Source organism: Pseudomonas sp. JAI115 (assembly GCF_014200835.1).
Lineage (GTDB): Bacteria > Pseudomonadota > Gammaproteobacteria > Pseudomonadales > Pseudomonadaceae > Aquipseudomonas > Aquipseudomonas putida_A.
The window spans coordinates 61,007-73,204 of record NZ_JACHCY010000015.1 but is presented as its reverse complement, the minus strand read 5'-3'; the positions used below and the strand labels follow the sequence as shown (position 1 = coordinate 73,204).

Annotated in this window: 15 protein-coding genes; 9 read left to right on the top strand and 6 right to left on the bottom strand. The window is 61.0% G+C overall.

Annotation, left to right across the window (positions count from 1 at the left end; genetic code table 11):
• Positions 1-26 precede the first annotated feature (26 nt).
• Positions 27-335, top strand: a complete 309-nt coding sequence (locus HDC30_RS24255; protein ID WP_177325650.1) for a hypothetical protein — start codon at positions 27-29, stop codon at positions 333-335.
• Positions 336-392: 57 nt separating this feature from the next.
• Here the strand turns inward: HDC30_RS24255 and glp are convergent, their stop codons facing one another.
• On the bottom strand, positions 393-1,619 hold the full coding sequence (glp, locus tag HDC30_RS24250; RefSeq protein WP_183785442.1) for a gephyrin-like molybdotransferase Glp: 1,227 nt from the start codon (positions 1,617-1,619) through the stop codon (positions 393-395).
• Complete coding sequence (gene moaB / locus HDC30_RS24245; protein WP_183785440.1) at positions 1,603-2,142, bottom strand: molybdenum cofactor biosynthesis protein B; 540 nt, start codon at positions 2,140-2,142, stop codon at positions 1,603-1,605. The genes glp and moaB overlap by 17 nt, the downstream gene beginning before the upstream one ends.
• An 82-nt stretch (positions 2,143-2,224) precedes the next feature.
• Between moaB and mobA the strand changes: the two genes are divergently transcribed.
• Positions 2,225-2,827: a molybdenum cofactor guanylyltransferase MobA gene (gene mobA, locus HDC30_RS24240; protein WP_183785438.1), complete on the top strand. Its 603-nt coding sequence runs from the start codon at positions 2,225-2,227 to the stop codon at positions 2,825-2,827.
• Between the two features lie 78 nt (positions 2,828-2,905).
• Entirely contained in the window at positions 2,906-3,127 is a 222-nt protein-coding gene (locus HDC30_RS24235; RefSeq protein ID WP_027613420.1) for a YgdI/YgdR family lipoprotein, read from the top strand.
• Positions 3,128-3,203: 76 nt separating this feature from the next.
• Here the strand turns inward: HDC30_RS24235 and HDC30_RS24230 are convergent, their stop codons facing one another.
• The 3 genes from HDC30_RS24230 to HDC30_RS24220 all read right to left on the bottom strand — a co-directional run bounded on the left by HDC30_RS24230 (position 3,204) and on the right by HDC30_RS24220 (position 4,897).
• Complete coding sequence (locus HDC30_RS24230; RefSeq protein WP_183785437.1) at positions 3,204-4,094, bottom strand: pseudouridine synthase; 891 nt, start codon at positions 4,092-4,094, stop codon at positions 3,204-3,206.
• 81 nt (positions 4,095-4,175) lie between these two features.
• The gene (locus HDC30_RS24225) at positions 4,176-4,493 is read right to left on the bottom strand and encodes a transcriptional regulator (RefSeq protein WP_003226726.1); all 318 of its coding nucleotides are present in this window, start codon (positions 4,491-4,493) and stop codon (positions 4,176-4,178) included.
• 167 nt (positions 4,494-4,660) lie between these two features.
• Complete coding sequence (locus tag HDC30_RS24220) at positions 4,661-4,897, bottom strand: glutaredoxin family protein (RefSeq protein WP_027613422.1); 237 nt, start codon at positions 4,895-4,897, stop codon at positions 4,661-4,663.
• A gap of 201 nt (positions 4,898-5,098) precedes the next feature.
• Between HDC30_RS24220 and HDC30_RS24215 the strand changes: the two genes are divergently transcribed.
• Complete coding sequence (locus tag HDC30_RS24215; protein ID WP_183785436.1) at positions 5,099-6,811, top strand: monovalent cation:proton antiporter-2 (CPA2) family protein; 1,713 nt, start codon at positions 5,099-5,101, stop codon at positions 6,809-6,811.
• On the opposite strand, the gene HDC30_RS24210 is transcribed toward HDC30_RS24215, so the two are convergent.
• Positions 6,808-8,016 carry an ammonium transporter gene (locus HDC30_RS24210; RefSeq protein ID WP_027613424.1) on the bottom strand — a complete coding sequence of 403 codons (1,209 nt, stop codon included), beginning with the start codon at positions 8,014-8,016 and terminating at the stop codon, positions 6,808-6,810. The two genes, HDC30_RS24215 and HDC30_RS24210, sit on opposite strands and share 4 nt — an antisense overlap.
• A 305-nt stretch (positions 8,017-8,321) precedes the next feature.
• On the opposite strand from HDC30_RS24210, the gene HDC30_RS24205 reads away from it, so the two are divergent.
• The 5 genes from HDC30_RS24205 to HDC30_RS24185 all read left to right on the top strand — a co-directional run bounded on the left by HDC30_RS24205 (position 8,322) and on the right by HDC30_RS24185 (position 12,053).
• Complete coding sequence (locus HDC30_RS24205; protein WP_003226733.1) at positions 8,322-8,636, top strand: YqjD family protein; 315 nt, start codon at positions 8,322-8,324, stop codon at positions 8,634-8,636.
• A gap of 2 nt (positions 8,637-8,638) precedes the next feature.
• Positions 8,639-9,025, top strand: coding sequence for a phage holin family protein (locus HDC30_RS24200; protein WP_027613425.1), 387 nt, complete (start codon positions 8,639-8,641; stop codon positions 9,023-9,025).
• A complete protein-coding gene (locus HDC30_RS24195) occupies positions 9,022-9,360 on the top strand; it encodes a hypothetical protein (RefSeq protein ID WP_027613426.1) in 339 nt (112 codons plus the stop codon). The genes HDC30_RS24200 and HDC30_RS24195 overlap by 4 nt, the downstream gene beginning before the upstream one ends.
• Positions 9,361-9,484: 124 nt before the next feature.
• A complete protein-coding gene (locus HDC30_RS24190; protein ID WP_096794968.1) occupies positions 9,485-10,648 on the top strand; it encodes an EAL domain-containing protein in 1,164 nt (387 codons plus the stop codon).
• A 76-nt stretch (positions 10,649-10,724) separates the two neighbouring features.
• Positions 10,725-12,053 carry a deoxyguanosinetriphosphate triphosphohydrolase gene (locus HDC30_RS24185; protein ID WP_003226741.1) on the top strand — a complete coding sequence of 443 codons (1,329 nt, stop codon included), beginning with the start codon at positions 10,725-10,727 and terminating at the stop codon, positions 12,051-12,053.
• The last annotated feature ends 145 nt before the right edge of the window (positions 12,054-12,198 follow it).

Here is a 12,198-nt window from a genome sequence, read left to right as displayed (position 1 = left end):
ACTTGAAACAGCCGATGGACATTTCCATGCCAAGCCATGAAGCCAGAATTGCAAATAGTCCGGTTGCCCCTCTGGACGAAAGTCGCGCCAATCACAAATCCGATTTCAGAAAGAACGCCAGAACCGCTGGAGAAGTTGATATGGAACCGCGCGTGACCGAACTGGAAACCCACCTCAAATACATTCGTCGGGATATGGACGAAGTTCGCGGGGATGTAAAGACCATCAAGCACCGTCTCGCCTATTCGGCGGGTGCGACGGCGGTGGTCCTGGGACTGCTGGGGTGGGTTGCCAACAGCCGGTTCGATCAGTTGGTCACACTGATGAGCCATTGACAGAGAAATGCAGGCATCGACGCGGTATCGGTCGAGCCTGCAATTACCGGAAGCGGATCAGCCGAGCAGGTCGCTCAGGGGAATGAACCCGACCTCATCGCCTTCTACCAGCGTGCGGCCTTCCAGCACCTCTACCAGACCATCCGCCCAGGCCGCGCTGCGCAGCACACCGGAGCTTTGATTGCGGTAGATGATCGCCCGCCCCTGCTCGAGACGACCGCGCAGGTATTCGCGCCGATTGCCGGCCACAGGCCAGACAAAACCTGCCGGAATCGTAAACTTCAGGGGTTCGACATCCTGTACGCCCTGACGCCGCAACAAGTAGGGCCGCGTGAGCAGAGCAAAGGTCACCAGCGTCGAAGCGGGGTTGCCCGGCAGACCGATGACCGGCACCTTGCGAAAATGGCCAACTGTCAGCGGCTTGCCCGGTTTAATGGCCAGTTTCCACAGCGCCAGCTCGCCCTCTTCCCGCAATGCGATGCCAAGAAAATCCGCTTCACCGACCGACACGCCTCCGGTCGAGAGAATCAGGTCGACACCCTGCAAGTCGCCAAGGCGCGCCCGCGTGGTCGCCAGATCGTCCGGAAGAATACCGGCATCAATCACTTCACAACCCAGGCGCTGCAGCCAGCTGCACAACACCACCCGATTACTGTTGTAGATCTGCCCCGGCCCCAGCGGCCGGCCCGGCTCGACCAGCTCATCGCCGGTGGACAGCACCGCCACTCGGACCTTGCGTACCACATTCAACCCGGCACACCCCAGCGACGCCGCCAGACCTTGTTCGATCGGTCCCAGCCGGGTACCTGCCGCCAGAATCAACTCACCCACGGTGGTTTCTTGCCCCTTCGGACGAATGTTCTGGCCGACGCTCATGGTTTCGATGAAACGCACGCTGCCGTCGTCCTGAACCTCGGCATTCTCCTGCATTTCCACGCAATCGGCCCCGGCAGGCACTGGCGCACCGGTGAAGATCCGCGCGCAGGTACCGGGCTTCAACGGCTCAGGCGCCTGCCCGGCAAAGACTTTCTGGCTGACCGGCAGCGGTGCGCCGGTCCAGTCGGCCAGATTCAAGGCATAACCATCCATGGCGCTATTTGGCCAGGGTGGCAGGTCCAGGGTCGAAACCAGGTCCTCGGCGAGTACCCGCCCCTCGACTTCGGCCAAGGGCAGAAACTCGCGTTCGACAATCGGCGCGGCTTCAGCCATCTCCAGCAGGCGGGCCAACGCTTGCTCGACAGGCATCAGACTGCCGGTCTTGCCCGGCTTACCCACGGGATTCACAGGGCGCCGCCTGTTTCAGGTGAGGGACGAAGTTGCACGGACGGTGCCGCGAATCCAGCTGTTCGGCGAGAATGCCGTCCCAACCGGTGCGCACCGCATTGGTCGAACCTGGCAGGCAGCACACCAGTGTGCCATTGGCCAGACCGGCCAGTGCCCGCGACTGCACGGTCGAAGTACCGATATCGGCCACCGAGATCTGGCGGAACAGTTCACCGAAGCCGTCAACCTGTTTGTCGAGCAGACAAGCCACGGCTTCAGGCGTGCTGTCACGCCCGGTGAAACCAGTGCCGCCGGTAATCAACACGACCTGCACGACGTCCTCGGCAATCCAGTGGGCAACTTGCGCGCGGATCTTGTACAGGTCATCTTTGAGCAGGACCCGTTCGGCCAAGCGGTGACCGGCAGCAGTCAGGCGGTCGACGAAGACCTGGCCTGAGGTGTCGGTTTCCGGGGTTCGGGTATCGCTGACAGTCAGCACCGCAATGTTCAGCGGCGCAAAAGGTACATCGGCCTTGGCTTTCATTAGGCTCGTCCAGTTGTAGGAGAAACAGCCCGGTGTTATATCACAGCGCCTGAATTTTTCGCCGCCCCGCTGGAGAGCTGCCATGACCTCGAATACGCCATTGCCCCCCTGCTCCATTCTGCTCCTGGCAGGCGGACGCGGCCAGCGCATGGGCGGCCAGGACAAAGGGCTGGTCGAATGGCAGGGTGAGCCGCTGATTGCGCATTTGCAGCGCAAGGTCCGACCGCTGACTGACGATCTGATCATCTCCTGCAATCGCAATCACGAGCGTTATGCAGCCTACGCCGATCAATTGGTCACCGATGAGCAAGGCGATTTTCCCGGTCCCCTGGCCGGCATCCTCGCCGGACTCAAGGCAGCCCGCCAGCCACACCTGCTGGTCTTGCCCTGCGATGTGCCGCGAATCGACGCCGCGCTGTTGCAGGACATGCGTGAAACCGCCGACCGGTTTCCTGAAAAACCTTTAATGTTGCGTCACGACGACCACTGGGAACCCCTGCTGTGTGTAATTCCCGTCGCCCTGTTGCCCGCCTTCGAAACCGCGTGGAACGCCGGTGAACGCAGCCCCGGCCGGGTCATGCGCAATCTCGGCGCGACTGCCCTGCAATGCCCGGACAATGACCCGCGCCTGGCCAACCTGAACACCCCCGAACTGTTAAATACGCATAACACTGTGTCAGACTGACAGCATTCAAGGAACTCTCACGCCTTGTATACGTCTCAAGCTCAGTAACCAAAAGTATTCCCATTCGGAGACACACCCATGACTCAACGGACCCTCGCCACTTTCATGCTCGCACTGGGCCTGGCTACCCTCGCTGGTTGCTCCTCGCCAACAGTGCTCACCTTGAATGACGGTCGCGAAATCCAGGCCGTCGACACCCCGAAATACGATGAAGATTCGGGCTTCTACGAGTTCAAACAACTCGACGGCAAAGAGACCCGCATCAACAAGGATCAGGTTCGTACCGTTAAAGAGCTGTAAGCTTTACGTCGACACCGGATAAAGAAAAGCCCGCATTAATGCGGGCTTTTTCATGGGTGGGGGAAAGTGAATGGCGTCACCACTGCAGGGTGATCTGACTTTCGAACTCGCGTTCTTCGCCGGTGACCGGGTCGACAAACCGCAGCCCCTGTGCCAACAGCTTGAGCGGATTGGCGTAATCATCCTCAACGTCTTTCAATACATCCGGGTAGAACGGATCGTTGCAGATACTCGCCCCCAGCGCGGTCATGTGTACACGTAGCTGATGCTTCTTGCCAGTCACCGGATACAGGCCGTAGCGCCACAGATCACCGTTCTTTTCCCGGACTTCCACCGCTGTTTCCGTATTGGCGTCGCCTGGCCCTTCCTGCATGCGGAAGAATGGTTCGCCATCGATCAGACGGCTTTTGTGTACCAGGGGAAATTCGAGCGCCGGAAGCGCACGGGCAATCGCCTCATAGCGTTTATCGATCTGCCGCGTAGGGAACAGCGACTGATAAGCGGAGCGGGTTTGTGAGTTAGCCGAAAAGATCACCAAGCCTGCCGTGTGCCGGTCAATGCGGTGCAGTGGCACCAGATGCGGATTATCGAGGCGACGGATCAGACGGCGCAGCAACGTCTGTTCGACGTACTCGCCGGCCGGCGTCACCGGCAGGAAGTGCGGCTTGTCCGCCACCACCAGATGTTCGTCCGCATACAGGATCGACTCGACCACCGGGATCGGTTTTTCATCCGGCACTTCACGGAAGTAGTGAATGCGCAGGCCTTCCTTGTACGGCAGATCCAGCGCAATCGGCTGCCCCTGACCATCCAGTACCCGGCCCCGGGCGATCCGGTCCAGCCATTGCTCGCGACTGATCGCACTGAAATGCTCACACAGGCAATCAAGGACGGTAGGCCAACTCCCCGGAGGAAGGTAAAGGGTGCTGGCCTGATTCTGCGCAGCGGAAAACGTTGGTGTGGACATACGGAAATTCGAACCCTCAATGCAGGTCGGCATTATCCAACACTGAGCGATACGAACCTAGCGCCGATTCCACCGCCCGCTTCAGGCCGGGATCGACTTGAGCGCGGCGGCTTCGGTGAATTCCTTGAGCCAGCGCAGCACATCGACGGCCTCCCAGCGCCCCGGGTCATACAAGGCATAGAGCAGGCCCTGATAACCGACCACATCCAGTTGCTTGTGATAACCGGCACGCTGGAACAGCGCCTCGATCTCGGCAAAACAGGTGTTGAAATGCAATTTGTTGAAAGGCGTCTTGCCCTCCGTGACCAGCCCGTCCAGGCGCAACTCGAGGACGGCCTCGCGCACCACGTCAACCGACATCCGGTTCACGCTGTTCTTCAACTGTTCGACATTGACCACGGTTCGTCCCTCTGACTGCCGGATTCACCTGCTCAAGTCATCAAAAGCAGCAGGCCCCCCCAATTACTGTATGCACATACAGTAACCGAATAATCCGCAAAGCGCCAAGGGAAGGATGCGCGGTCGCGACCGGCGGAAAGCCATGTCGCGTCAACGAAGAAACAGGCTCAGCGCAGGAAGGCCACCACCTGATCGGCACTGAAAGGCCAGCTCAGCTCCGCGCCGGTGTCAATTCGGCGCAGTACCGGAATTCGCAGGCTGTAAGCCTCGAACCAGGATTCATCGTCAGCAATATCCACCAGTTCGACCAGCAGACCATGCTCGACAAAAGGCATCAACTCGGCCTCTGCCACCTCACACAAATGGCATCCCAAGGTGCCGAACAACTGACATTCAGGAGGCATGATCGCTCAACCGGAAAAATGAGCGTTCATTCTAGGCCTGCCTCGAAAACCCGTCGAGCCGCTGCCGCCCAAAGGCCCGAGCACGGCAACCAGTACGCAAAACCCTGACGCAAATCAGTCCAGAGAAAAGCCAATCAGGCCATGCTCCCGGGCTTTTTGCCTCTACGCTTGAGAAGCCTGAGCCTGACATCGGAGTGCCTTGTGTTTGCCAACCTGCTGATCATCCTCGCCTCATCCCTGGTGATGATTGCCCTGTTTCGCCGCCTGCGCTTGCCGCCGGTGCTGGGCTATCTGTGCGTGGGTCTGATGGTGGGGCCGACCGCGTTCAACTGGGTCAACGAGAGCGAGCACCTGCCGGACGTGGCCGAGTTGGGCGTAGTGTTTCTGCTGTTTTCGCTGGGCCTGGAGTTTTCCATGTCGAAAATGATCGCGCTGCGCCAGGTGGTGTTTCGCCTGGGCAGTCAGCAGGTGTTGCTCAGCACGGCGTTACTGGGATTGGTGCTGATCCTGCTGGGCATGCCGGTGACCCCGGCCCTGCTGCTTGGCGCCGGGCTGTCGTTGTCGTCAACGGCGATTGTCACCAAGGAGTTGAGCAGCCTGGGCGAGGTGTTCAGCAGTCACGGGCAAAACGCGGTCGGGGTCCTGCTGTTTCAGGACGTGGTGGCAGTGTTATTGCTGACCTTGGTGCCGGTGTTCGCCGGCAGCAGCACGCAAGCCTGGTACTGGGCCTTGCCATTGACGCTGGTTAAGACCGTGGTGCTGTTTTTCGGTCTGCTGCTGGCCAGCCGCTGGTTGCTGCCACGGCTGTTCCACGAAGTGGCGGCCTCGCGCTCGGCGGAGCTGTTCGTGCTGCTGGCGCTGGTGATTGTGCTGCTGACCGCCTGGCTGACGCACCTGCTGGGCCTGTCCCCTGCCCTTGGCGCATTTCTGGCCGGCATGCTGCTCGGCGAGAGCCACTATCGCCATCAGATCGAGGCCGACATCCGGCCGTTTCGCGACATTCTGCTCGGGGTGTTTTTCGTCAGCATCGGCATGCTGATCGACCTGCAACTGTTCGTCAGTCACAGCCTGCTGATTCTCGGCCTGACCCTCGGTCTGATGCTGATCAAAGGCACGGTCGTCGCGCTTTTGGTGAAGTGGCGCGGCAGCGATCACGAAACCGCCTGGCGCAGCGGCCTGGCGTTGGCGCAGGGCGGGGAATTCTGCTTCGCATTGATGGCGCAGATGCAGCAAAACCGCATGCTGCCTGACGAGCTGGGCGGCCTGTTGCTGGCGGCGACGTTCTGCTCGATGTTGCTGACCCCGCTATTGTTGCGCGGGGCACCGAAAATTGCCCTGCGCCTGCATCGCAAGCCGAATCAGGAGGCGCAAATCGAGGAGATCAGTGCGCTCAACGCCGACCTCGACCAGCATGTGGTGATTTGCGGCTACGGGCGGGTTGGCCAGTCCATCGGCCGTTTCATGCGCAATGCCAATCAACCTTACATCGCGTTGGACAACGATCCGGTGCGCGTGCAGGAAGCCGCGTCCGAGGAAAGTGATGTGCATTATGGCGACTCATCGCGCGGTGACTTGCTGACGGCCATCGGCTTGTTGCGCGCGAAACTGCTGGTGATCGCCGTGGATCAGAGCGATGTCAGCCTGCGGATTCTCAAGGAAGCGCGCCGGCTCAATGCGCGGATACCGATTCTGGTGCGCACCCGCGACGACAGCCAATGGGCTGAACTCAAAGCTGCCGGCGCCACCGAAGTGGTGCCGGAGCTATTGGAGTCGAGCCTGATGCTCGCCTCCCACGCCTTGATCATGCTCGGTCTGCCAGCTCATCAGGTACAGGAGAAAGTCGACCAGGTGCGCATCAATCGCTATCGCCTGTTGCATGGCTTTTACCCCGGCACCGACGACAAGGAAACTTAGTCCTGACTGACCGCGCCGATCTTGTGCAACGACAGATCGGCGCCGTAATACTCTTGTTCCTGACTCAGGCGCAGGCCGTGCAAGGCCTTGATCACGCCGTAAACGGCAAATCCGCCGAGCAATGCGACCACCACACCGAGCGCAGTGCCGATCAACTGACTGATCAGGCTGACGCCACCGAGGCCACCCAGCGCAGTCTGGCCGAAGATGCCGCAGGCGATCCCGCCCCACACCCCGCACAAACCGTGCAACGGCCAGACGCCGAGTACATCGTCGATACGCCATTTGACTTGCGCGGCGGTAAAGCACCAGACAAACAGTGCACCGGCAATCGCGCCGGTCACCAGCGCACCCACCGGGTGCATCAGGTCGGAACCGGCGCAGATCGCCACCAGCCCGGCCAACGGACCGTTGTGCAGGAAGCCCGGGTCATTGCGCCCGACGATCAACGCCGCCACCGTGCCGCCAACCATGGCCATCAGCGAGTTGACCGCCACCAGACCGCTGACGCCCTGCAAGGTCTGCGCGCTCATCACGTTGAAGCCGAACCAGCCGACAATCAGAATCCACGAACCCAGCGCCAGAAAAGGAATGCTCGACGGTGCGAACGCCACCAGACGCCCTTCGCGATAACGGCCATTGCGCGGGCCGAGCAGCAAAACCGCCGCCAGTGCCAGCCAGCCGCCCATGGCGTGCACCACCACGGAACCGGCGAAATCATGGAACGCCGCGCCAAAACGTGCCGTCAGCCAGGCCTGCAGACCGAAGTTGCCGTTCCAGACCATGCCCTCGAAAAACGGGTAGATGAACGCCACGATCAGCGCCGTTGCACACAACTGCGGAACGAAGCGCGCACGCTCGGCAATCCCGCCGGAGATGATCGCCGGAATTGCCGCTGCAAACGTCAGCAGGAAGAAAAACTTCACCAGCCCATATCCGTGATCGGCACTCAGCACCGCCGCCGGTTGCATGAAGGTCACACCGTAAGAGATCCAATAGCCTATAAAGAAATAGGCCAGGGTCGAAACGGCAAAGTCGCTGAGGATCTTCGACAGTGCGTTGACCTGGTTTTTCTGGCGCACCGTGCCGACTTCAAGGAAGGCGAAACCGGCGTGCATCGCCAGCACCATCACCGCACCGATCAGAATGAACAACGTGTTGGAGCTGTGAACCAGCGTGTCCACAGCGCTTTGCAGATTTTCCATAAAGAGGCAGACCTGAAGGCTAAAAAGGCACCAAAGCGGTTCGCGCGGACAATTCATGCACCAAGTTGCGACCGGTCGGTCTGCGCAATAAAGCTGCGATGAACCGGTTTGGCGCACAAGGTCGATGTCCTGACACGAACCAGGATTATTTGAGTTAAGGTTTTGCTGCATGTACGCCCGCCAACAGCGCACGGCGGCAGCAGGACGCACCACGACATAGCAAAAGCTGTACCAGTCATTTGTACTGAACCTTCGCGCAAGGCTCATACTCGAACGCTTCAGACGTCACTTACGGAGATCCACCCATGGCCAGCATCAAGGCAAAGACTGCTCAAGAAATCCTGATGAACGACTTCCAGACTCTGGTCGCCGACACCGAGCGGCTGCTCGAACACACCGCGTCCCTGGCGGGCGATCAGGCTGATGAGCTGCGTGATCAGATTCACGACAGCCTGTTGCGCGCCCGGGAAACCCTGAAGCTGACCGAAGACACCCTGCGTGATCGCGGCCAGGCAGCGGTCACCGCCACCGAAGATTATGTGTCGGCCAACCCTTGGCAATCGGTGGGCATCGCCGCCGGGGTGGGCTTCCTGATTGGCCTGCTGGCCACTCGGCGCTGATCATGTCGATCGGCGAATCCGGCCTGGGGTCGGGCACCTCCTCTTCCACGCGGCGTCTGGGCGCCGCTGTTCTCGGCTTGCTGCACAGCCATGTCGAACTGTTCGGCATTGAATTGCAGGAGCAGAAATCACGCACCGTCAGCCTGTTGCTGTTCGCAGGGCTGGCGCTGGTGTTTGCCCTGCTGTTGCTGGTGGGTCTGTCGACGCTGGTGCTGATCGTGTTCTGGGATACCTATCGTCTGGCAGCGATCATCGGCCTGTGCGTGTTCTACACCCTGGCGGCCGCTTTCTGTGGGCTGCGTCTCAAGGCAGCAGTCTTCGATGAATCCTCGCCCTTCCACGGCACGCTGGAAGAATTGGCCAATGATCGGGAGCGCCTGCTGCCATGAGCCTGCCTGAACTGCCACACAACAGCTCGCGCCGGGAAATGCGCAAGGCGCTGATCCGCCTGCGCATGGAAATGCATCGTCAGGAAATCCGCCACGAAGCCGGGCAAGTGCTGCAGCCCTTGCAGCGCATGCGCGGCATGACGCAAAACCTGCAAGGCGGCTTCGGCATCAAGCACGCGCCGCTTTGGGGCGTGGCCGCCGTCACCCTGCTGGGCTTCATCACCGGCAAAGGCGCAAAAAGCGGCGGTGTTGGCGGGCTGACCCGGCTGATACGGCTGGGCACCAGCCTCGGGCCATTGATCAAACTGGTCATGCAGAGTTCGGGCAAACGCTAAGCCGATGCATCTGGCTACATTCTTGCAATATCCGCGGGATGAACCTCTTTACCCGGAGGTTCAATCCCGCGCGCCTACCCGGTCGGCGGGGTTCATCCAGAACAAGAACGACTAAGGAGGCCCCGTGATCGACGGGCAACCGCTCGCCTGCTTTCAACCTTTCATCGATACCGCCACCGGACGTATTGCAGGCGTCGAAGCATTGGGTCGCCTGCGCCAGCCTGACGGCCAACTGGCCTCGGTCGGGCCGTTGTTTGCCGACCCACGCACACCCGCCATCGCTCTGCGCAGGCTCGACCGGCAGATCCGCGACAACGCCCTGAGCCGACTGCATGAAGCCCCCGCCGAGTGGTTTCTCAGCCTGAACATGTCGCCGCGCTGGATCAGTCGCCTGCGCGCCGATCAACCGCTGCCCAGCCTCAAGCAGATGCTGCGCCACGGCGTCGATCCGCAACGCATCGTGTTCGAGATCACTGAACTGGGCGGCAATGGTCAGCGCCTGGCCGAAGTGGTCGCGCGCTATCGCGAGGCCGGAGCGCGGATCGCTATCGATGACTTCGGCGCCGGTTACTCGCAGCTCGATCGGGTGCTGGCGTTGCAGCCGGACATTCTCAAACTCGACATGCGCCTGTTTCAGGCTGCCGCACTGGGCGGGCCGAGCAGTGACGTGGTCAAGGCTCTGGCGCAAATGGCCGAAAAAACCGGCTGCTGGATCATCGCCGAAGGCGTGGAAACCGAGGCCCAGCTCAATTTCGCCCTGGAATGCGGTTCGCGCTACGTTCAGGGTTTCCTGTTCGCCCGGGCGCAGGAGGCGTTTTATCCGACCGACGCCTTCGTGCAGCGCTTCGCCGAACTGCGCCAGCGTTACGTGCGGCAGAAACTGGCCGAACGCGGGCGCCTGATGCAGATGCGCCAGCAACTCGGCGAACTGATGGCGATCCTCCAGAGCTGGGCTCAGGCCCACGCGCCGCTGAGTGCGCTGCCGCAACTCGAAGCCTTCCCGTGGTTGCTGCGGTTCTACCAATGCGACCGTCACGGCACCCAACTCACGCCCAACCTCGAATGGCGCAACAACGGCTGGGTCGCCGATAACCGTTATCTGGGCCACAACTGGTCATGGCGTCCGTACTTCTATCATTTGCTCGCCGAAGGCTGGGAAGAGCGGCGCCTGACCCTGTCCAGCACCTACCGCGATGCCACCAGCAACCAGTATTGCCTGACCGCCGGGCAGTTCTTCGATAACGGCGAGCGCCTGCTGCTGATCGATATTGATGCCGCGGGCTTGTAGTTCCGCTTGCAGGTGTGTGGCTGAACCGGGAAGCTAGGGCAACAGTCATCCCAGTCACCGACGGAGAGAACCAGCCTTGGATTGGCAGACCCTGCTCAACCGCGAACGCCTTGGAAAACCGCTGCACAGCCCGCAAGAGCTTGGCCGCAGCCCGTTCCACAAAGACCACGACCGCATCATCTTCTCCGGTGCCTTCCGCCGTCTGGGCCGCAAGACCCAGGTGCATCCGGTGTCGAGTAACGACCACATCCACACCCGGCTGACCCACTCGCTGGAAGTCAGCTGCGTCGGGCGCTCGCTGGGCATGCGCGTCGGTGAAACCTTGCGCAGCGCCCTGCCCGACTGGTGCGACCCGAGCGATCTGGGCATGGTCGTGCAATCGGCCTGCCTGGCCCATGACATCGGCAATCCGCCGTTCGGCCACTCCGGTGAAGACGCGATTCGTCACTGGTTCCAGCAGGCAGCCGGGCGCGGCTGGCTCGACGGCATGAGCGAAGCCGAGCGCGGTGACTTCCTCAATTTCGAAGGCAATGCGCAAGGCTTCCGGGTGCTGACTCAGTTGGAGTATCACCAGTTCGACGGCGGCACCCGCCTCACCTACGCCACCCTCGGCACCTATCTGAAATATCCGTGGACCGCACGTCACGCCGACTCGCTGGGCTACAAGAAACACAAATTCGGCTGCTATCAGAGCGAACTGCCGCTGCTGGAGCAGATCGCCCACAAGCTCGGCCTGCCACAACTGGAAGACCAGCGCTGGGCGCGCCACCCATTGGTGTACCTGATGGAGGCCGCCGACGACATCTGCTACGCGCTGATCGACCTTGAAGACGGCCTGGAAATGGAGCTGCTGGAGTACGCGGAAGTCGAATCGCTGCTGCTCGGTCTGGTGGGAGACGATCTGCCGGAAACCTATCGCCAGCTCGGCCCGCAGGATTCGCGTCGACGCAAACTGGCGATCCTGCGCGGCAAGGCCATCGAGCACCTGACCAACGCCGCTGCCCGGGCATTCGTCGAGCAACAGGATGCGCTGCTGGCCGGCACCCTGCACGGCGACCTGGTGGAACACATGCACGGCCCGGCCAAACGCTGCGTACTCAACGCCAAGGACATCGCCCGCAAGAAAATCTTCCAGGACAAACGCAAGACGCTGCATGAAATCGGCGCCTACACCACCCTGGAAATCCTACTCAACGCGTTCTGCGGCGCGGCCCTGGAGCAACATGGCGGCCGCACGCCGTCGTTCAAGAGCCGCCGGATCCTCGATCTGCTGGGCAACAATGCGCCGGATCCCCATGGCCCGCTGCACACCTCGTTCCTGCGCATGATCGACTTCATCGCCGGGATGACCGACAGCTACGCCAGTGACATGGCGCTGGAAATGACCGGGCGTTCCAGCCACTGACAGAAAAAATTGCTCAACCGGGTCAGGCAACTGCCCGGATGAGCGATACTTTGATTGAACCGGTTCTGTGGTCTCAGGCAAACGGATCGACTGAAAGGTAAATCCGTTTAACAGCCAACTACGCAAACAAAACCTTGTTTATTCA